The sequence below is a fragment of the Microcoleus sp. F10-B2 genome (assembly GCF_036704965.1).
In the GTDB taxonomy this organism is placed as follows: Bacteria; Cyanobacteriota; Cyanobacteriia; order Cyanobacteriales; family Microcoleaceae; genus Microcoleus.
The window spans coordinates 1-20,276 of sequence record NZ_JAUBTB010000111.1 but is presented as its reverse complement, the minus strand read 5'-3'; the positions used below and the strand labels follow the sequence as shown (position 1 = coordinate 20,276).

At 42.6% G+C, this 20,276-nt stretch carries 18 protein-coding genes; 7 read left to right on the top strand and 11 right to left on the bottom strand.

Annotation, left to right across the window (positions count from 1 at the left end; all coding sequences use genetic code 11):
- Positions 1 to 374 precede the first annotated feature (374 nt).
- Both QUA99_RS28495 and QUA99_RS28490 read right to left on the bottom strand, forming a co-directional pair.
- Positions 375 to 896 (bottom strand): tetratricopeptide repeat protein, encoded by a 522-nt coding sequence (locus QUA99_RS28495; protein WP_333243477.1) that lies wholly within the window; start codon positions 894 to 896, stop codon positions 375 to 377.
- Between the two features lie 47 nt (positions 897 to 943).
- Positions 944 to 1,303 (bottom strand): single-stranded DNA-binding protein, encoded by a 360-nt coding sequence (locus tag QUA99_RS28490; protein ID WP_190738047.1) that lies wholly within the window; start codon positions 1,301 to 1,303, stop codon positions 944 to 946.
- Positions 1,304 to 1,634: 331 nt separating this feature from the next.
- Here QUA99_RS28490 and QUA99_RS28485 point away from each other — a divergent pair, with 331 nt between their 5' ends.
- The 3 genes from QUA99_RS28485 (at position 1,635) to mreD (ending at position 4,099) form a co-directional block, all read left to right on the top strand.
- Complete coding sequence (locus QUA99_RS28485; RefSeq protein ID WP_333243479.1) at positions 1,635 to 2,642, top strand: rod shape-determining protein; 1,008 nt, start codon at positions 1,635 to 1,637, stop codon at positions 2,640 to 2,642.
- An 87-nt stretch (positions 2,643 to 2,729) separates the two neighbouring features.
- Entirely contained in the window at positions 2,730 to 3,533 is an 804-nt protein-coding gene (mreC, locus tag QUA99_RS28480) for a rod shape-determining protein MreC (RefSeq protein ID WP_333243482.1), read from the top strand.
- Positions 3,533 to 4,099, top strand: a complete 567-nt coding sequence (gene mreD / locus QUA99_RS28475) for a rod shape-determining protein MreD (protein WP_333243484.1) — start codon at positions 3,533 to 3,535, stop codon at positions 4,097 to 4,099. The genes mreC and mreD overlap by 1 nt, the downstream gene beginning before the upstream one ends.
- A 1,185-nt stretch (positions 4,100 to 5,284) precedes the next feature.
- Here the strand turns inward: mreD and QUA99_RS28465 are convergent.
- The 8 genes from QUA99_RS28465 to QUA99_RS28430 all read right to left on the bottom strand — a co-directional run bounded on the left by QUA99_RS28465 (position 5,285) and on the right by QUA99_RS28430 (position 17,307).
- Positions 5,285 to 5,548, bottom strand: a complete 264-nt coding sequence (locus tag QUA99_RS28465) for a hypothetical protein (protein ID WP_333243487.1) — start codon at positions 5,546 to 5,548, stop codon at positions 5,285 to 5,287.
- A 380-nt stretch (positions 5,549 to 5,928) separates the two neighbouring features.
- Positions 5,929 to 7,404, bottom strand: coding sequence for an MFS transporter (locus QUA99_RS28460; protein WP_333243490.1), 1,476 nt, complete (start codon positions 7,402 to 7,404; stop codon positions 5,929 to 5,931).
- A 119-nt stretch (positions 7,405 to 7,523) separates the two neighbouring features.
- Complete coding sequence (locus tag QUA99_RS28455) at positions 7,524 to 10,712, bottom strand: amino acid adenylation domain-containing protein (protein WP_333243493.1); 3,189 nt, start codon at positions 10,710 to 10,712, stop codon at positions 7,524 to 7,526.
- A gap of 19 nt (positions 10,713 to 10,731) precedes the next feature.
- The gene (locus tag QUA99_RS28450) at positions 10,732 to 11,109 is read right to left on the bottom strand and encodes a nuclear transport factor 2 family protein (RefSeq protein WP_333243496.1); all 378 of its coding nucleotides are present in this window, start codon (positions 11,107 to 11,109) and stop codon (positions 10,732 to 10,734) included.
- Positions 11,102 to 14,299 carry an amino acid adenylation domain-containing protein gene (locus QUA99_RS28445; RefSeq protein WP_333243499.1) on the bottom strand — a complete coding sequence of 1,066 codons (3,198 nt, stop codon included), beginning with the start codon at positions 14,297 to 14,299 and terminating at the stop codon, positions 11,102 to 11,104. The genes QUA99_RS28450 and QUA99_RS28445 overlap by 8 nt, the downstream gene beginning before the upstream one ends.
- A 213-nt stretch (positions 14,300 to 14,512) precedes the next feature.
- Complete coding sequence (locus tag QUA99_RS28440; RefSeq protein WP_333243502.1) at positions 14,513 to 15,427, bottom strand: sterol desaturase family protein; 915 nt, start codon at positions 15,425 to 15,427, stop codon at positions 14,513 to 14,515.
- Positions 15,428 to 16,000: 573 nt separating this feature from the next.
- Positions 16,001 to 16,315, bottom strand: coding sequence for a transposase family protein (locus QUA99_RS28435; RefSeq protein ID WP_333243505.1), 315 nt, complete (start codon positions 16,313 to 16,315; stop codon positions 16,001 to 16,003).
- Between the two features lie 200 nt (positions 16,316 to 16,515).
- Positions 16,516 to 17,307, bottom strand: a complete 792-nt coding sequence (locus tag QUA99_RS28430; RefSeq protein WP_333243508.1) for an HAD family hydrolase — start codon at positions 17,305 to 17,307, stop codon at positions 16,516 to 16,518.
- A gap of 246 nt (positions 17,308 to 17,553) precedes the next feature.
- On the opposite strand from QUA99_RS28430, the gene argB reads away from it, so the two are divergent.
- Positions 17,554 to 18,465 (top strand): acetylglutamate kinase, encoded by a 912-nt coding sequence (argB, locus tag QUA99_RS28425; protein ID WP_333243510.1) that lies wholly within the window; start codon positions 17,554 to 17,556, stop codon positions 18,463 to 18,465.
- 162 nt (positions 18,466 to 18,627) lie between these two features.
- Entirely contained in the window at positions 18,628 to 18,891 is a 264-nt protein-coding gene (locus QUA99_RS28420) for a DUF4926 domain-containing protein (protein WP_333243512.1), read from the top strand.
- 124 nt (positions 18,892 to 19,015) lie between these two features.
- On the opposite strand, the gene QUA99_RS28415 is transcribed toward QUA99_RS28420, so the two are convergent.
- Entirely contained in the window at positions 19,016 to 19,402 is a 387-nt protein-coding gene (locus QUA99_RS28415; protein ID WP_333243515.1) for a hypothetical protein, read from the bottom strand.
- Positions 19,403 to 19,559: 157 nt separating this feature from the next.
- On the opposite strand from QUA99_RS28415, the gene QUA99_RS28410 reads away from it, so the two are divergent.
- Positions 19,560 to 19,853 carry a DUF433 domain-containing protein gene (locus QUA99_RS28410; RefSeq protein ID WP_333243518.1) on the top strand — a complete coding sequence of 98 codons (294 nt, stop codon included), beginning with the start codon at positions 19,560 to 19,562 and terminating at the stop codon, positions 19,851 to 19,853.
- Entirely contained in the window at positions 19,850 to 20,194 is a 345-nt protein-coding gene (locus tag QUA99_RS28405) for a DUF5615 family PIN-like protein (RefSeq protein ID WP_333243521.1), read from the top strand. The genes QUA99_RS28410 and QUA99_RS28405 overlap by 4 nt, the downstream gene beginning before the upstream one ends.
- Positions 20,195 to 20,276: the final 82 nt, after the last annotated feature.

The following is a 20,276-nucleotide window of genomic DNA, read 5'->3' as shown; positions in this document are numbered from 1 at the left end:
TTTATATTCTACCATGCTGTGCCTATGATTGTGAACCTTCTTTTTTGCTGTTACCCCGATTTATTGAGCGGATACTTAACTTTTTGCTTGAAGTTACAAAACTCACCATACTTGGCTTATAGCAATTGGGAAATCTTGAATTCATACCTGTATTCAGCAACGCCATCAATTCTAATTCATTCCGAAAAACGTCGCTGATTGCAAATTATGTTTCGACAATGAAATTATCACGCAGGTATTTAATTTGGAATTCTTTGGCGACGGCGCTGATACTTTTATAATTGCTAAAAGGCATTGCTTAACTTCTCTCAGTCGGGGTAAGGTGCGCGGCCCGGCGCACCCTAGAGATAGAGTTTGTGGGAATGAAAAAATGATTAATAACTAAGAAATAAGCCGCCTAAAATTAGCCCGATCGCAATTAACGCCACCCAGATAAACCTATTATCTTTCGTATTAACCTGACTCAAATCTACGGGTTCTGGTACGGCGGGCTTGGGTTTAGCGTACTTGATATCAGCGTTCGGATTGGCTTGAAAACTGATTGATTGATTTTCATCTAAAGCTGCCAAATCGGGGATTTTCACCATCCATTCGGGAGGGATAGTGAGTTTGGGCGCTTCGAGAATGAACAGCAAGCGCTTTGCTTGCTGGCGGGTTTCTTGGCGGGGATGGCGGGTGAGCTTGCGGCAAAGCTCGATCGCCCTTTCTGTATTGCCCGAGGCTTCGTAGGCTGTCACCAGCCACATCTGCACCTCACCGCCCAACCGGGAATTTCGATCGACTAAACCGGTAGCTGTTTCTAAACTCTGCACAGCTTGAGCGTACCGGCCGCTCTCAAAAGCTACTTGCCCAGCTTGGTACTCAGTTTGAACAATTTCTAACTTTTCTGAAGTCACGAGCACCCACCCAATTCACAAATATTAATTCCCAAATTCCCCAAACGCTAGAATTCGCTGTTGTGTTGCGACATACCCGACTCGTTGTCGCGTTTGGAACCCAGCAAGTCTAAATGGTCTACCTTAATTACAGGTTTCGAGCGATTTGAACCGGTATTGCGGTCTTGCCAGCGATCGAACTTCAAAGAGCCTGTTACGCCAATTAGAGAGCCTTTGCGAACGTAGTCAGCAGCAATCTGCGCTGTTTTGCCCCAGATTTCCAGATTGAACCAGTCTGGTTGATCGCTGTTCTTGGTTCTGCGGTTCACTGCCAGCGTCAAATTACACTTAACTGTACCCGACTCAAAATACTTTACGTCGGGGTCGCCGCCGACGCGGCCTACTAAAGTTACAACATTAAGACTCATAAACTTTTTCCGGAATGTGGTCGATCGGTGATGTAGTTAAACCTTGCCACGCGCGGGCTAGCCTCCAAACTGAACTTGGAACAGCGCCAATGAGGGCTTCATCCTGATTTTACACCCACTTACCAGAACATATTGATTGTGGATGATTGGCGAGTCGGCGCTCAACCTGAGCTCGACAATGTAGATTTCTGACTAGACTCAGGATGAAAAACGTAATAGAATCCACCTCGGTTACACTTTTGTAACAACATTATTGCACACAATAGTATTTTAGTTTGGGGGGGGGTACAAATCAGTGGGTCTTCTCAATCGATTTTCCTTATCTAGAGATATGGGTATCGACCTCGGTACTGCTAACACGCTCGTTTATGTGTCCGGCAAAGGTATTGTTCTGCAAGAACCTTCTGTTGTGGCGATCGACCAAGACTTAAAAATACCGCTGGCTGTTGGAGAAGATGCTAAAAAAATGCTCGGGCGGACGCCCGGGAATGTGATAGCACTGCGCCCGCTTCGCGACGGAGTAATCGCAGACTTCGACACAGCCGAACTGATGCTCAAGACTTTTATCCGCAGAGTTCACGAAGGCAGAACCTTAGTTTCGCCGCGGATCATTATTGGCATCCCCAGCGGTGTCACCGGAGTAGAGAGGCGTGCTGTCATTGAGGCGGCTACTCAGGCAGGTGCTAGAGAAGTGCGGTTAATTGATGAACCCATCGCTGCGGCGATCGGGGCTGGACTGCCTGTGGCTGAGGCGACTGGCAATATGATTATAGATATCGGCGGGGGTACGACGGAAGTTGCGGTTTTGAGTTTGCAAGGTACGGTAATCAGCGAGTCTGTGCGGGTAGCCGGCGACGAACTCAACGAGGCGATCGTCCAATACATGAAAAAAGTTCACAATTTGGTCATCGGCGAACGCACTGCTGAAGAAATTAAGATTCAGTTGGGTTCTGCATATCCAACTCCAGAGGATGACGATGCGATGATGGAAGTGCGGGGCTTGCACTTGCTCTCGGGTCTGCCGCGAACTGTTACAATCAAAGGCCCTGAAATTCGCGAAAGTATGTCGGAACCGCTTTCGGTAATTGTGGAAGCTGTCAAGCGTACTTTGGAACGCACCCCCCCGGAATTAGCAGCAGATATTATTGACAGGGGAATTATGCTCGCCGGCGGCGGAGCCCTGATGAAAGGTTTAGATACTCTGATCAGTCACGAAACAGGAATTGTCACTCACGTGGCAGCCGATCCGCTGTGTTGCGTGGTTTTGGGAACTGGTAGGGTATTGGAAAACAAACAGTTGGAACGGGTTTTCAGCGGTCAGTCGTCGCGCAATATGTAGTTAACTAATTTGGGATTTTGGATTGAGAAATACGGCTGCCATCTCAAATCTAAAATCCTGACATAACAATTTTAGATTACTGAAATTATGCTAAAAAACACACTCCGCAGGTGGTGGGATCTGCGACTACCAATTGCCCTTTTAGGTTTAGCTGTAACTGCCGCTTGGGGAGTTCGACAAACACAAGGTGCTCCACTGTTTGAAGTTTACAATTGGGTAACTCGTCCGTTTCAAGCCAACGGCTCTGGGCAAGAGCAGCTCATATCGGCGCGTACTCAAGAATTGCAAGCGCAGCTATTAGAATTAGAAACTCAAAATCAGAAGCTAAAAGAGCTTTTAGGTTACGTTTCGGCTAAGAAACCTAAAGGGATTGTAGCTCCTATTGTTGGCCGCAGCGCCGACCACTGGTGGCAGCAAGTAACCTTGGGTCGCGGCAGCAACCACGGCATCAAAACAGATTTTACCGTCATGGGTCCCGGCGGTTTGGTAGGTCGGGTTGTCAGTGTTACTCCTAATACTAGCTTGGTGCTGTTAGTCAGCGACCCTACGAGTCAATTAGGTGTGGGAATTACCCGCACTCGTAACATGGGTTTTATGCGCGGTAAAGGCCCAAATCAGGCTGTGATGGAGTTTTTTGATAATGTTCCTAATGTCAAGCCAGGGGATGTGGTTTCAACTTCTTCTTTCAGTCAGTTGTTCCCTCCTGGTTTGCCGGTGGGAAAAGTGGTTTCGGTGGATCTGAATAAAACTCCGGCTCCGGAAGCTGTTGTTGAGTTCTCTGCACCGATGAATTCTCTGGAGTGGGCAGTGGTTTACCCCCACTCTAAGCAAATCGAACAAAAGGCTTCGCAGGCTCAATCTTCGGAACTGTCGGAAGGAGCAAAGCAGTAATGAAGGCTTTATCTCGGATGTCTTCGCGATCGCGCCAATTTCTCAACTTCGGCGTTACATTTGTTTCTGTGATGCTGTGCATACTGATATTGCCCACTCGGATGCCGGGAATGGAATTGCTGGGAATTAGCCCGAACTGGCTGTTAATTTGGTTGGTAGCTTGGAGTATTAAGCGCAAACGTACAGTTTGGGGAGCTGCTAGCATGGGCCTGGTTTTGGGGTTTCTTCAAGATGCGATGACGGCTCCTCATCCCACCCACGCTGCGAGTCTAGTTATTGTCGGAGTCTTAACAGTGGTGTTGCTGAAAACCTGGTCCATTCCGGCAGATATTGTTGAGAGAGATCCGATTCCGATCGCGTTAATTGTGTTTGGGATGGCAGTGGTAGCGGAAACGGTGATGGGGATTCAATTTTTGGCTATGGGCGATCGGGCTTTACTGGAAATTTGGAGCGAGCACCAGAGAGTGGCTTTGTGTTCTGCTATTCTCAGCAGTCTTTGGGCTCCGGTGATTTATTTTCCCCTCCATCGCTTGTGGGAAATGACGAGGAATTTAGAACAATCTTAGTTATTTATTAGTCATTAGTCCTCAGTCATTAGACCTCTCCAACAAATAAACTATCATGCGATCGCTTGTGCTGTGATTTCTCCACTCTTGCCATCGGGATGGAAGCGATATACAGCAGATTCCACATTTATGAAGTACACCCGCCTATAGTGAGATCCCCGTAGGGACACGGCACTGCCGTGTCCCTACACTTCACAAACCTGGAATACGCTGTATCAGTACACGGTCGGCTTCCAGAGTATTTAGAATCTCTTCTACGGAGGTGCTAAAGATGTCTTTTGAGTTGAGAGATTGACGAATGCCAGAAGTAAAGTTTACTAACTGGGGGGGTGACAAAGAGAGCTAAGAGCTAGACCTAATCTGAGTTACAGCCCTCATCGCCCGTTGATAAAAGTGGCGCTTGTTGTATCGCACTCTTGAGAGAGCCTAAATTGGTCAGGATAAACCAACCCTCCTTAACCGATATGCCCCGATACAGCGGATTCCAGGTTCATGAAGTACAGTAGCAGCAGCTTGTAAACCAGTTTTTAAAGTGCTTAATATTAACCAAATCAAGCGCATACGCCAAGTATTACGTCAACCCGGAGTGGTAGTAGTGGGCGAAAACTTACGTAAAAAAGCTTTCAGTTGTGACCACCATAATTCGATCGGATTAAAGTCAGGATTCGGGAGGTGATAAATTCAGAACACTGGCACCAGCGGCTTGAATCAGTGGTTCAATCACCGCCAACTTACGGGCTGGTAGATTATCCATAACAACGACTGCACCATCCCATAAGTTTGGCACCGTCGCAGTGTTCAACAAAAACTGCAAATGCCTGACTATCCATCGACCCGTTGAGCGTCATTAATCCTACTACTTTTTTTAAGCTGATTGCTCCAATAACTGTGAATGAGAGCACCCCGATAAAATGGTTTTAAATCATAGACTCTACTACTATATTTAGAACGTGCGTGGGTTCGTGTCAACCCCAATCAAACCCCCATTTCATCCAAAAAAACCAGGTTATTCTGGTCGATATTTTTCACTTTATCCCAAGAAGGAACACCTCAAAAGTTGCACTCGATCGGTGGCAGATTGACTACTCCGTATTGTCTTTTTTTTTCGCGTCAGATTTTGTTAGATTAATTCGCGACACATCATACGCTTAACTGACAGATTGCTTGTAGCTATCTAGCCAATATTCACTTGGGTTCTAATAAGGTACTATCAGGATATTTTTCCACCATTTTCTGAGTCAATTTAGTTGTGGACGAGTGTAACACACTTTTAACGCTTCCACCCGGTTTTTTGGGTTGAACGTGACCAGTCGTTTGTTTTTGTTTTAAGATTTTTTGAACAAACGCTTTACTCACATCAAAACGAGTGGCTCCTTTCCTGACTGATGTATCACCTTGTTCATAGGCTTTAACTATTTTTTTACTAAACTCGATCGAATAAGCTTTCATTTTTTATGCTGATGTACTGAATGTAATGCACCACATATACATGGAATCTGCTGTATCTCGATCGGCATTCATTAGAAATCCAATAATTAATGAAGTTAACTCGAAATAAACGTCGCTTTTATCAACAGGGGATACGGGCTGCAACCCTGATTGCGTCTATCTCCTAAACCTCTTTGTCACGCCCCAGAAATTGACCTCAATTCATACTTCCATTATGCAACGCCCGATAAAGTTACCGGGTTTTTTACCCCAATGCGTGACTAATGTACCGACGCTCTAGAACTTTTGCCAAAAAACACCGATTACGTTGTTTGATTTGGATAAAGTCTAGCTAAGAAGTATTGTGATTTTTCTACTGCTGTATGAAACCACCCTCCATATCATAAGGAGTTAGGAGAGGTAACTTTCTGGCTTAGGCATTCATCTATATCCTGTGAAAAGTCGAGTTGATCCAAGAAAGGACTTGTATCCGGTAACTCATCTTCCAGCAGACGCAGACGGGGATACAAGTAGGCAATGAAGGTGAAAACGATGCTAAATATGCCCATAATGATAAACATCAAACCAATACCGCGACCATGCCCAACACCAATAATTTGTCCAATACTGGCTGCTCCCAACCCATCCGCAGCCATCAACGGTTCAAAAACTTGGTCAGCTAGTGGCCCTGCAATCAGATAAGAAAGCGGCAGAAAACCCTGAGTAACCGCAGTGCGGAATGCAAAGACCTTTCCTTGTACTTCAGGAGGAACTTTCTTTTGGTAAATTACTTGGATTGCACCATTAACGATTGGGATTATAAAAAATATAAAGAACTCAGAGATAGTAAACAGAATTGGCTCAGGGCGCAAGCCCGCTAACACATATAATAAACCCAAAAAAAACATTGAGATAAATATGGTATTGATCAGGCGCTCTATGCCCCCCCAAATGCTCATAATGAAACTGCCGACTAACATTCCAGAACTAGCAATAGAAGAGATTGTCCCCAAAGATTCCATTGAGGTGAAGGAAAGTACCATAGGTGTGGTTAGAGCTTCATCACTACCAATGAGAAAGTTGCTGATAGCAATAAAAACTACTAAGCCAATAAGTCCAGGGCGCTCGATCAAATAATGCCATCCAAAGGTCACTTCTTGCCAGAATGAAGAGAACAACCCAACCTCCTCTCGATTAGCTTCTGTGGTCTGAAATTCAGGGAATTTAACCACTAGCAAACACACCAGAGCAAAGCACAAAGTTATCAAATCAATGACAACAACTCCCGGAATTTGGATAGTTGCCAGCAGTGCAGCTGCCAGCGCAGGTGAGAGGATTTCTGCAATAGACAACCTGATCTGCGTCATCGAACTAGCACGACCAAGTTGTTCTTTAGGTACGAGTAATGTAGTCGCTGATGAATAGGCAAGCCCTTGAAAAGCACTGAAACCAGAACTAAGAGCACTAATTAGGCACAGATTCCAGACTTCTAAATTACCACTAACAAATAACAAGGCAATAGTTAGGGTACACAGACCAGCACAGAAGTCACTAATAATCATAATCCAGCGACGACTCCAGCGATCGACAAACACTCCAGCAATGGGAGAGATAAGAATCGCTGGTAAGGTCGTTGATAGAATCAGGAGAGTGAATTGGGTAGTTGAGTTAGTATGCTGGTAAACCCAAATACTGAGAGCAAAAGTGGTTGTGCGCGAGCCAACTAAAGATAACACTTGACCAAACCAGATCAAGATAAAAGTACTCATGCTTTGAGTTATCTCTCCTTCCTGACTGGAGAAATACTCAGTCCACTTAAATAAAGATGATCCAAATCTGGGCTGTTGTTCCAACTCTGGTGGGCCGTTTTCTAACATAGCAACAGTAATTATTGGTGAATTTGTGGCCAAGCCTCATCACTAAATGTAGCATTTATTTCTCATTTACCTGCTACACGCCAGTAAGAATGGCAGTTACCAGGGTAATTAGGACAACCTTAAAGACTTAGATCCTTTTCAAATTCAGAAACCTGGCTAGTTGGATGTTGGACGAGCTTCTGGAGAATTTCCTGGTAATAGCTAAACAGATACTCAATGGTTTCATTTGTAAATAAGTCTGTTCTGTAAAAGACTTTTATTTCAATGGTTGGATTATTTACAGAAGGTGAAGAAACATAAATCTCTAAAGGAATTTCCTCGTTCCACAAACTGCGATCGCGCTTAATTGATACAAAATCTACATCTAAGCTCCAGTCATGCAAATTTTGTGGAGGTAGCATAGTCAGGGATGCGGAGATGTTAATTGGTTGTTTGCTTGTGATAGAGTCAATGACTGTTTGAATAGCAATCTCTTTATTGTTGATTGCTTCTGTGAGGGTTTCTTTGATCTCTTCTAAAAGAGTAAGTCCTGTTTGCTCAGGGGAGAGATGCGATCGCAAAATTACATCGTTGATAAAGCAACCGAGCATTTTTTCAGTTTCGACTGCACTCCGATTACCAACTGTTGTCATTACTAAAATTTCTTTTTTCCCACTGTACTTAAACAAAAGTATCTTCAGAGCAGTCAGAATGATGACAAAGATAGTGACTCCTAGAGAGCGGCTGAGGGCTTCGATTGATGCCACAAGACTAGCTGGCAGAACTACAGAATAAACAGATGCGCTTGTGCTGTTGTTACTCACCTGTAGCTGATTGCTAGACAACACATCAGATGCTAGTGCTAGTGAAGGATTAGTCAGTTTTTGCAGCCAATAAGCAAGTTGCTGTTCTATTACCTTTTGATTAAAGCATGAACGTTGCCAGAGGGTAAAATCTGCGTACTGAATAGGTAATTCGGGTAGGGGTGAAGGTAAACCATTGGCAAAAGCTGCATAGAGTATTCGTAACTCGTCCAACAACAGGCTAAATGACCACCCATCCGTAATAAGATGGTGCATATTTATTGTCAACCAATATTCCTGTTGAGCTAATCGCAACAAAGTTGTTTTGATCAGAGGGACTGAAGCTAGATCAAAATGGTGCTGATATTGCAGCGCAGCAAGTCTTTGTGCTTCAGATGTTTGCTCTCTGTGAAGTAGGTTTTGTAAGTCTATGATCTCCAACGGTATGGTCAGGGATGGGGTAATGATTTGTACGGGTTGACCTTCTACTATACTAAAGGCTGTGCGTAATATTTCATGACGACGAATCATTTCATTGAAGCTAGACTCCAACACACTTGCAGAAAGAGAGCCAGTGAAATGTAAAATAAAAAAGCTATTGTAGGCGTAACTCTCAGGATCTAATTGCTGTAAACACCATATAGACTCTTGTGCAAAAGACAGTGGGATATATGTGTCTCGGAATTGAGGGACAAGAGGTGGTAAGGTGTCAAATGTCATACCACTTGCGCTCTGTTTCTCCATCTCCATCTGAAGAGCAGTTATTACTTGACTAAGTTCAGCTATAGTAGGTGCTGCAAATAGAGAACTCAGAGGAAGTGCTATGGACAAAGTTTGTTGAATGCGAGATATTACAGATGTTAGCAGGAGAGAGTGTCCCCCCAATTCAAAGAAGTTATCGTAGATGCCTACTTTCTCCCGACATAACACTGTACACCAAATTTCGGCTAGTTGTTCTTCTAGCCAAGTACGGGGTGCAACAAAAGCGGCTTCTAGTTCTGAATTTGTTGTCTCTGGCTTTGGCAAAACCCGACGATCAACTTTACCATTAGGAGTTAGAGGTAAGGCTTTGAGCATCACAAAAGCCGCTGGTATCATATATTCAGGCAGGTGTTCTTTCAGAAAATGACGCAATTTACTACTGGTCAATGTTTCTGTTGCGCTCACAATATAAGCTGTTAAATATTTATTTCCTGGGTTGTCTTCTCGAACAATCACCACCGTTTGCTGAACTTGGGGATGTTGGCTCAATAGCGTTTCAATTTCTCCCAGTTCAATGCGAAACCCGCGAATTTTAACTTGGTGATCAATGCGTCCCAGAAATTCAATATTTCCATCTGGTAAAAAGCGCCCCAAATCTCCAGTTTTATAAAGGCGTTCCCCTGTGATGAAAGGATTATTAATAAACTTTTCTGCCGTCAATTTTGGTTTATTCACATACCCTTGTGCTAAACTGGGTCCGGTAATGCAAATTTCGCCAGCAACACCAATTGGAACTCTATTTAAATATGAATCTAGCAGATAAACTTTCCTATCTCCTATAGGCCTACCAATGGGAATTGACCTAACATTTTCGTCCAGGGGTCGAGGAATGGGATAACAACAGCTAAACACTGTACATTCTGAAGGACCGTACCCATTAATAATTTGTGTTGAAGGTAAAAGCTCCATAGCGCGACGAACATGAGGTAAGGAAATTGCTTCCCCACCAATTAGCAATCCTTGAACACCAGATAATCCTTCAGGAATGTAATCAATAATAGTATTAAACAACGCAGAAGTCAGCCATAAAATACTAACGCTATACTGCTGAATTACCTGAATTAAATCATCGGGTGTGGGGATAGTTCCTGGGTAAAGAACACAGCGACCACCATGAAGAAGTGCTGGCCAAAGTTCTAGGGTTAGAGCATCCCAAGAAATAGATGAATATTGTAGAAAAGTTTGTTTTGAGTCTAACCGCAGGTAATCGACCCCAAACATAAAACCAATAATGCTGCGATGGGGAATTTCTGTTCCCTTTGGTTGTCCTGTAGAGCCAGATGTATATATTATATAGGCTAAATTTTCAGGGCTGACTTCACTACTAGGATTTTCCTGACTTTCTTGAGAAATAATTTCCCAATCTAAATCAATATCAACCAATTTTGGGGTTAAATGTGCTGGAAATTTATGTTCCCACTGCTGTTGAGTTAAGATTATTGGTGTCTGAACATCCTCCAACATAAAAGCTAGCCGCTCTGGAGGATATATTGGATCTAGTGGTACATAGGCTCCCCCTGCTTTAAGAATTCCTAACAGTCCTATTACCATCTCTAGAGAGCGTTCCACGCAGATACCTACTGGTACATCTGGTTTTACACCCAGTTTTTGTAAGTAATGTGCCAACTGATTAGCACGGCGGTTTAGTTCAGAGTAAGAGAGTTGTTGGTCTTTGTAAATTAGTGCTGTAGCATAGTTTTGTTGTAAAACCTGTGTTTCAAAAATCTTATGGATACATTGATAGCTTTGAAAGTTGCTCTGCATAATACTTGCCTATTTTTATTTATACTGCTGCTGTAAAAAAGTGAGTTCTGCGAGTGTAAATCTTTCCGATTTGAAAAGAGTATGTATCGGCAAATAACACATCAATTTTGCTGCCGTCTTTACCAAGACCAATAAACCGACCCCAACAAGCAGCGCAATTTTTCTCAGTGATGATGTTTTCGATATGATGTTTACCTGAATGGATTATCCTTTCTTGTCGATAAAACACCAGTAATCGCTCGATACCAACGAAAGGCTGATAAGCAGGACGTTCATAAATGATGCCAGGGTGAAAAATATCCGGTAGTGCTTGCCAATCAGATGAATCTATAACAACAAATAAATTAGTAATCAATTTGCTGTAGTTTGGTGTTAGTAATTCGTTACTGTTAAGCATGACTCCATTCCTCTATTTGAAGTAATTCGGCTACAGAAGTAACTTGTAAAGTACTTATCTCTGTTTGGGGATTAATTACAATATTTTTCAGTAATATCTGGAAATTTATCATCATGCGTTGAATAGTCTCAGCATCAAACAAGTTGGCATTATATTCAAATGCCCCCCTCAATTCTGAGTCTATTTCTTGCATTGACAGAGTTAAATCAAAAGTTGCACCTGCTGTCGGTCTATCTAATTCGATCTGCGTTACACTCAAATCTGGCAGTTTTGGTTTTTCCACTGGGGAATTTTGCAATACAAACATCACCTGGAATAGCGGACTATGGCTGAGGTGACGTTGTGGTTGGAGAACTTCAACTAATTGATCAAAAGGTATATCTTGGTGAGTGTAAGCATCAAGAGCAACCTGTCGTACCTGAGCTAGTAGTTCTTTAAATGTGGGGTTGTTCTCTAAGCGGGTGCGTAAAACCAGAGTGTTGACAAAAAAACCAATTAATGGCTCAAGGGCTGGACGGTTGCGGTTAGTAATCGGAGAGCCGATGACAATATCTTCCTGACCAGTGTAGCGATAAAGCAACGTCGCAAAAGCCGCTTGGAGAGTCATAAATAGGGAAGCGCCTGACTTCTGACTGAGGGTTTTCAGTTTGTTTGTTAGGTCATCACCCAAATTAAACCTCTGGATACTACCTCGAAATATCTGCATAGCAGAACGTGGGTGATCTGTTGGTAATTCTATTACAGGTGGAGCATCTGCTAATTGTTGTTTCCAGTAGTTTAGCTGGGTGGTGATAATATCATTTTGCTGCCACTGACGCTGCCAGTCAGCGTAATCTGCATACTGAATCGGCAAATCTGGTAAGGGAGAAGCGGCATAGAAACTAGACAATTCTTTGAGAAAAATTCCTACTGACCAAGCATCAGAGATGATGTGGTGCATTGTTACCAGCAGGACGTGGGAATCTGACTCTAGGCGAATGATTTTAACTCTTAATAAAGGTGCTGTGCTTAAATCAAAAGTTTGTGTATATTCTGCGGTAATTAATCTTTGTAATTCAGTCAGTCGCGCAACTTCTGGTAATTCTTGTAAGTCCACTAATGGTAAAGTAAATGGTACAGTTGCAGCAATAAATTGCACTGGTTTTTCATCTACCATGCCAAAGGAAGTACGCAGGGTTTCATGGCGTTGAATAATTGAATCTATAGCTTGTTGGAGTACTGTTAAATTCAGCCGACCAACTAAACGCAACGCTCTGGCAATATTATAGGCAGCATTTGCCCCTTCCATTTGGTCGAGAAACCAAAATCGCTGCTGAATCAAAGATAATTGTAATTCAACAGAACGGTCAATTGACTCTAATATTGGTAAGGTTTCATTTTGCTGGTTGTGATAATAGTAATCTTCAAGATTTTCGCTTAAACTGGCTACAGTAAGCAATTCAAAGAAAACGCTAACCGATAATTCCACAGATAAGGCTTCGCGCAATCTAGATATAACTAAACTGGCAAGCAGCGAATGCCCTCCCAATTCTAAAAAGTTGTCATAAATGCCTACTTTTTCTAATCCTAAAACTTCCGCCCAAATCTTAGCTATAACTTGTTCTTTTGGGGTACGGGGCGCCACAAAGTTATGAATATCAGCAGATATATTTGGTGCAGGTAAACTGTTGCGGTCTAATTTGCCGTTGGGTAATACTGGCAGTTTCTCCATCAGCACAAAGGCATTAGGAACCATATAATCTGGTAGTTTTTGCTCTAAAAAAATGCGGATTTCTCCCCAATTAGAGGTTTGATTATTAGCTACAATATAGGCTATTAGGCGCTGGTCTCCTGGGATATCTTCTCTAACGGTGACTATACCTTCCCGGACATTGGGATGAAGTTTCAATACAGATTCGATTTCTTCCAGTTCAACTCGCATCCCTCGAATATTTACCTGAAAGTCGATCCGACCAAGAATTTCTAAAGTACCGTTGCTGGAGTAGCGAGCTACATCGCCAGTTTTGAAAAGTCGTTTTTGTGGCTCAAAAGGATTATCAATAAATTTTTCAGCATTCGCTTGAGTCCGGTTTAGATAGCCACGAGCTAAGGTAGAACCTGCAATATGTAGTTCACCAGACTCACCAATTTTTACTAGCTCAAGTTGGGAGTTGAGTACATAAACCTGCTGAATCTTTTCTAAAGGATGACCGACTGGGACATATCCCTCTTCCAGGTTGCAGTCCTCTGGAATGGGATAAAAACCATGTCCAATAGTTTCTGTTTGACCTAAAATATTAAAAAAGCGGGGTGGTGTTTGAAACAGGTTGCGTAACTTTTTAATTAATTGATAGGGTAGTAATTCGCCACCAAATACTATTAATCTTAATTTTGATTCGCTCAGTGCTTTTGTATATTTTTGATCTAAGCTTTCTAAAGCCATTAATCCATAACGCCACACGGAAGGTACACCATCAGAGATAGTGACACCCTGCGTTTGGATTAATTCAAATAGGCTCAGGGGAGTTCTAGTTTGTTCACGGGTGGCAATGATACTTGTAGCACCTTGGGATAAAGGCAAGAATATTTGTCTGACTGAGGCAGTAAATGAGAAAGATGCTGTGTGGAGATAAATATCGTGGCTACTGACTGGGATTATTTTAGCGATCGCCTTAATATAACTACAAACACTGGCATGAGGCATTTGTACTCCTTTTGGCTTGCCAGTAGAGCCAGAAGTATATATTAAGTAAGCGAGGTTTTCCGGTGTCACATCACACACTGGGTTCTGTTGGCTTTGTTGCTCAATTTTCTGCCAGTCTGCATCAAGAAAAATCACTGAAGCGGTAGTAACAGGTAGTATCTTTATCCACTCTGTTTTAGTTAAAAGCACTTTTAAGTTAGTATCCTCTAACATAAATGCCAGACGTTCTTGGGGATAAGCAGGGTCTAAGGGAACATAAGCTCCACCCGCTTTGAGGATACCGAGAATTCCTGTAATTACTTCAATAGAGCGCTCTACGCATAGACCCACCAATACCTCTGAACCTACCCCCATCGCTTGCAAGTGATGTGCCAGTTGATTAGCTTTTGCATTCAATTCTCTGTAGGTCAATTGCTGGTTTTCAAATACGACTGCTACTGCGTCAGGTGTTTTTTCTACCTGCTCTGCAAACACCTGATGAATACACTTGTTTTGATAATATTTCATTTCTGTTGTTAGGTCTGAATTTTTATTAAAGACAGTGGTCTGATGGCGTTAATCTAAGGGTGCTTTGTTCATATTAACTGCCAGAAAATGACGGGAATAACTATTTTTTAGTGGCTGGAATCAGTACTATTATACTTGACCACCTCTAGCTGTTCTCGATTGAGTAAATGCCAGATGGGAAAATATCAACAGTGAGTTAAATAGGCATTTTGATTAGACTGAGTTTTTGCTGATTCTCTTGCCAATTGCTTTCAAAGGCTGTAAAAATATATTGGTGACACTATTAAACAAATTTGATTCTTCATTTGGTAAACCAAAGCTCAGTTTCTCATAGTTACTTGGTACGTATAAACAGCAAAACATCCAGTCCCAAAATGCGAATATATAACCAAAGTTTTTATCATAATGTTTGGGGTCTACACTATGATGAATTTGGTGTTGTGCTGGACTGATAAAAATATGGCTGAGCCACTGAGGATAAGCTAACCAGATATGAGAATGACGCAAGTTATATCCTGCTAAATAAAAGATAAAAATCTCAAAGCTGACTCCATAAACTAATAGCTCTTTCATCCCGTTCCCAAATAAGTAAGTCCAGATGCCCGCTCCTAAATTAGTGATTGTAACAATCGTTATTGTACCTAAAAAAAGCTCGAATGGATGAATGCGATATACAGTCAATGGTGTGATAGCTTCGGCTGAATGATGCACTTTATGAAATTCCCACAAAATAGGAATTTTATGAGCCAGAGAATGGTATAAAAAATTAGCAAAGTCACCTAATAATGCTACAAAAATGCTGAATATGATATGCTGCCATAATTGGGGACTCGTGACGACAAAAGGTGTGGTGATCCCCGTAATTTGTATCAAAATTTGGCAAGTTATATCGGCAACGTTTGCTACAAATAGTGTTGTTGGCACTACGAAAAATATCTGGAACAAGGAAATAAAAAAAAAATATTTGTATTGAGTAATAGATGAAGGATGTAAATAAACTTCTTTAGGTAAAAGGTATTCTAGTAAATTTTCCCCTTTGTCCCGATTTGCTGAACCAAATATATATAGTATTGTCGCCAGTAAAACAGTTGAAAGCACATACAACCAATAAATTTGAGATGAGGTCAAAAATGGTATTTGAAATGGATACAAAAGACTGTTGAATATTTCCTTCATTTTTGCTGTGTTGCCAAAATTTGACTTAGAGACAATTTATGTACTTACTTAAAAGTGTTATACCACTCCATGCCTGGGAACTTGCCTCCGGCTGAAGTTGGGGCTGACAACAACAACTCAGTAAAAGGATGGTCTTATTCGTCTATGGCGTTCCGCTACATCCTCGTTCCTAGGGGACACGCGCAAGGTACGCTATGGAGGTTTCTCGTCTCAAAAACATCTATTTTACACCCTGAAAAGCTTACTGCATATGGCATCGACACACATCAAGGGAATTATGCGGTGTTCAAGGTTTGCTTTAGGTGTGTAGATGAGCATCAACACATTTGAGAGCATGATATATTACTTTACTTGTAACTGTCAAGATTTTGTCAAAACCTTTAATTGTTGTGAGCGGGAATGTCGGGAAATATTGCTTTCGGGGGTTTGAGTATCAATAGACATCTCCAAAAACTTCTAAATCTTCTCCCCGCTTGGTTTATGGCGGACGGCCCTTTAGGGGCAGACAGCCATTTTCTCCAACTACTACATCAACGATTTCTTTGCCATTCGGCACAGGGCTGTTTCATTCTCTTGTAGGGGCTGCCCCCCGTGCCTGCCCCAAGAGAGTGAAACGCCTAACAAATCGTGGATGGGGAGGGTCGGCACGGGAGCACGACCCCTACAAAAGGCTGGTTTTCCTGAGAATGAAACAGCCCTGCCATTCGGCATCACCACTATTTGATTTTTTAAGGTAGGTCTTTTCGGTGGCTTGCCTGAATAGTATTTTTTTTGCTCTTTATAGTCTGTAGGTCTTTCTATTGGCTGTTCATAGCTATCTACCCCGCAACTCAAATTCACTCAATATTTGAAGAACCGATTGCTATTCAGAATCATTTTTTTTTACCTGATCTAATAAAGAAGAAGGCAACAGTTCTCTGAAAATCTTGCTCCATTGGTGAAAGATCTAAAAAGTTAAGGGAAAATTATTTTTTAAGATTAAAGCTATCGCATGATTCTTTATTTGTTGGAGATGTTTATTGGTCAACAGTTAACTGTTGTCATTCTACTATTACTTGTGGTGCCGAACCTAATAAGTGATGAACCGCAATAATTAAATCGCTGAGAATGAAATTAGGCTGGTGCTTTTGCAGTTGATAGCGGCTGCGAATGCCACAGGTAACGGCAATTGTGGGTATTCCCAATGCTTGTCCCGCGAGGATATCTGCTTCGGTATCTCCAATCATCCAAGCGGAACCCAAGGATGACTCAAATTCTTCTGCAACTTCAGCCAACAATTCGGTTTTTAAAGCTGTATAGTTGTGATAGGCGGCATCCGACATCTGAGTTCCCCGAATGCAGGTAAACAGTCTGGCTAAACCGTAATTTTGCAACAGTTGAACGGCTTGATTTCTCGGCCGCAGGGTGACTAAAATCAGCCGCACGCCGCGGGAATGAAGAAGTGCGATCGCCCATTGCACTCCCGGCTGGATGCGATCTAAGTGCAACAAGTCTGGCTGATTGACAATCCGACTTACGCATCCGAGAAAAACGTGAATTTCTTCTCCCGACAAGCCGGAACTTTTGGCTATTTCAGCATCGGGCACTCGGTTTTGTTTCATTTGCCAAAACTGTGGTTTGCTGAGTATTTGAAGGTTGAGGTTGATTCCCCTAGCAAGATAAGCTGCTTGAGTGTCGGCCAATCCCTGTTGATAGGTGGTGTAGTAGCGATCGGACACATCGACGATCGGCCCGTCTAAATCGCAAAATACCGTCATCCGGGGGGACGAGTCAGCCTCTGATGCTAGCTTGTACTGAAGGTTTTCGGAGTCCGGGGCGACAGCATTTAACATAAAACGTTAAGTAAATCAAGGGAGCTATACATTTCTTGACTTTAGCAAAAAATGTATAAGTTATAATACATTATTTTTAATAATGTTATTAAAAAAACCTATGAAGATTTAGAGGATTGGGCTCAATAAGGGCGATCGAGCCTGCGCGTAGATAAATTCAAGGCAAAAAGTGATTTTTGTGGCTGTTGATATGTGCTTTAGCCATTAAAGTTTAGAATTAAGTTTTTAGTCTTTTGTAATTTACCCATGCTCAAACAAAGCGATTTTGTTAGGAATTCGGACACTAATCGAGTAGAGGTGCTGTCCGAAGCACTGCCTTACATTCAACACTTTGCCGGTCGCACCATAGTGGTCAAATATGGCGGTGCGGCGATGAAAGATAGCACTCTCAAAGACAAGGTGGTTCGGGATATTGTGCTGCTAGCTTGCGTGGGGATGCGTCCGGTTGTGGTTCACGGCGGCGGCCCGGAAATTAATATTTGGCTGGAAAAATTGGGAATTGAGCCGCAATTCAAGGATGGTTTGAGAGTGACTGATGCGGCGACGATGGAAGTTGTAGAAATGGTTTTGGTGGGGAAAGTAAATAAAGAAATTGTTTCGTTAATCAACCAAGCTGGCGGCAAAGCAGTGGGATTGTGCGGCAAGGATGCCAATCTGATTCAAGCTCGTCCTGACGGCCGCGAGGGAATTGGGTTTGTGGGTGAAGTCAGCGGCGTGAAAATCCAGATTTTGGAATCTTTGGTGAACAGCGGTTATATTCCGGTGGTGTCGAGCGTGGCGGCGGATGAAAAAGGTCAATCTTACAACATTAATGCTGACACGGTGGCTGGGGAAATTGCGGCTGGTTTGGGAGCCGAAAAGTTGATTTTGATGACTGATACTGCGGGAATTTTAGAGGATTATCACAAGCCGGAGAGTCTGATTGCTAAGTTGGATATTCAGGAAGCGAGAGAGTTGGTTGAGTCGGGAGTTGTGTCTGGGGGGATGATTCCGAAGGTTAATTGTTGTGTGCGGAGTTTGGCTCAGGGTGTGAAGGGTGCTCACATTATTGACGGTCGAATTCCTCATGCTTTGCTGCAAGAAATATTTACGGATGCGGGGATTGGGTCGATGATTGTGGCTTCTGAGTTTAGCAGCGCGAATTTAAGGCCCAAGTAAGGTGTAAATCCTAGCGTGGGGAGGGCGGGTGCGTGAAAGGGGTAAACTCGGTGCGATCGCGTATATCCTAACTAAACCTGCCCCTAAAACCTTGAGAAGGTACTTATGGAAAATTACTTCAACTAATTCTAACCGTTGTTGAATTTCAGCTTTTCTTAAACTATGATGAAACACTTTAGAGTTTTGGATTCTGTTGCGATTCTTAAGCCGATTTCAAATACGCGATTAGCGCTAGTGGAACCAGAATACGCATCTATTTCTAGTTTGCCAGTTGGACTTGTGGGAACTATTGTTGAAGTGTATGAGACGGGAAAGGAATGTCAGTATTTAGTGGAGTTTGCTGATAGTCAAGGGAGTGAATATGCTATGGCTATGTTGAAAGCTGATGAAATCTTAGTTCTGCAATATGAACTTGCAGTTGCTTAGGAATGTGAGGAGAAGAGAAGTTAGATAAGGGCGATCGCACTTTTGGAAAAAAGGGCGATTCCCTACGGGATAGCTCCGCTTCACGCACTTTCGGAAAAAGAACAATTGCGCTACACTCAAGACATTATGAAACTGCTTTGAGGTATTGCGTGACAGGCTTCAAATCAATGTCATCGTTGTCAGTCAGTATTTTAAATAAATGACGCGGGATGCCGGCTGCAATCAAAACTTCCACATCGCGATCGAGCTTTGACGAGTCTTCATAAATGCCGACAAACTGAGTTACGCAAGCTAAAGATGAATCTTTCGGGTCATTCACTCCCGTGTATTTGTACTGAATATCAAAACCTGCTTTTTCCCCAATTTCTTCGATATCCCAATCTACAAGATTAATATCTATCGCTTCAACGGCTAGGGCAATATGACCGGGCGGTATGGGGTCAAGAGGCTCGCAGCACCAACCCTCAGAATGGTTCCAGACGCTCTTACCTTGAGATTCTCGAATTTTCATGTATTTTCCCTCACTGAAAGTAGCAGCGAAACCAGGCTTTATAGTTAAATAAGCTTAACATTTGAAAAATCAAAATTCGGTTATATTAAAGTGCGATCGACCTAATGGCGTTTTAGCGTAAGTTATAATCAAGATCGATGTGTCCGGTTAATCTCCCATGACTACACAATCTGCTTCGCGTTATGTCGCACGTCACCCTGAAATCTTGCAAGGGGAACCAATTATCGCAGGAACGAGAACTTCCGTTCGTGCGATCGTGGAGTTGTGGCGTTTGGGTATTACTCCTGAAGAAATCCCGATGCACTTACCTCATCTGAAATTAGCTCAAATTTTTGACGCACTGAGCTTTTATTTGGACAACCAGGAAGAAATAAATACTTATATTGAGCGCAATCGAATTCCCGAAGAATTGATTCATCCTGCTGTGAAAGCGGCCATGAAAAAACTGTGAAACTATTTGCAACTATTCATACAGATGAAGATGTTTCTAGGCTGGTAGCGACTTTGCTGCGGGCTAGGGGTTTTGATGTGACGACAACCAGCGAACAGGGAATGTTGAGTCAATTGGATAGCCAACAATTGGCTTATGCTGCATCTGTCGATCGATGTTTGCTCACTCACAATCGCGTGGATTTTGAGCTATTACACCTAGAATATATGACAGAAGGATGGGAACATTCTGGAATTATTGTGACTCCTCAAAAGAACGCCTATGAAATTGTCCAACGGGTTGCTATTCTATTAAATACGTTAACGGCTGATGAAATTGCCAATCAGCTTTTATATGTGTAAAGGGATAAGTAGCTAGACAAAATTAATTACATAGTTTTCTCCAAATTCTTTCAGGATTTTTTCCACAGATGCAACAAAAGTT

Excerpts from the sequence above, each read along its gene's own strand:
- QUA99_RS28490 (WP_190738047.1), bottom strand. The coding sequence starts at position 1,303 with ATGAGTCTTAATGTTGTAACTTTAGTAGGCCGCGTCGGCGGCGACCCC.
- QUA99_RS28485 (WP_333243479.1), top strand. The coding sequence starts at position 1,635 with ATGGGTATCGACCTCGGTACTGCTAACACGCTCGTTTATGTGTCCGGC.
- mreC (WP_333243482.1), top strand. The coding sequence starts at position 2,730 with ATGCTAAAAAACACACTCCGCAGGTGGTGGGATCTGCGACTACCAATT.
- mreD (WP_333243484.1), top strand. The coding sequence starts at position 3,533 with ATGAAGGCTTTATCTCGGATGTCTTCGCGATCGCGCCAATTTCTCAAC.
- QUA99_RS28465 (WP_333243487.1), bottom strand. The coding sequence starts at position 5,548 with ATGAAAGCTTATTCGATCGAGTTTAGTAAAAAAATAGTTAAAGCCTAT.
- QUA99_RS28460 (WP_333243490.1), bottom strand. The coding sequence starts at position 7,404 with ATGTTAGAAAACGGCCCACCAGAGTTGGAACAACAGCCCAGATTTGGA.
- QUA99_RS28455 (WP_333243493.1), bottom strand. The coding sequence starts at position 10,712 with ATGCAGAGCAACTTTCAAAGCTATCAATGTATCCATAAGATTTTTGAA.
- QUA99_RS28450 (WP_333243496.1), bottom strand. The coding sequence starts at position 11,109 with ATGCTTAACAGTAACGAATTACTAACACCAAACTACAGCAAATTGATT.
- QUA99_RS28445 (WP_333243499.1), bottom strand. The coding sequence starts at position 14,299 with ATGAAATATTATCAAAACAAGTGTATTCATCAGGTGTTTGCAGAGCAG.
- QUA99_RS28430 (WP_333243508.1), bottom strand. The coding sequence starts at position 17,307 with ATGTTAAATGCTGTCGCCCCGGACTCCGAAAACCTTCAGTACAAGCTA.
- argB (WP_333243510.1), top strand. The coding sequence starts at position 17,554 with ATGCTCAAACAAAGCGATTTTGTTAGGAATTCGGACACTAATCGAGTA.
- QUA99_RS28420 (WP_333243512.1), top strand. The coding sequence starts at position 18,628 with ATGATGAAACACTTTAGAGTTTTGGATTCTGTTGCGATTCTTAAGCCG.
- QUA99_RS28415 (WP_333243515.1), bottom strand. The coding sequence starts at position 19,402 with ATGAAAATTCGAGAATCTCAAGGTAAGAGCGTCTGGAACCATTCTGAG.
- QUA99_RS28410 (WP_333243518.1), top strand. The coding sequence starts at position 19,560 with ATGACTACACAATCTGCTTCGCGTTATGTCGCACGTCACCCTGAAATC.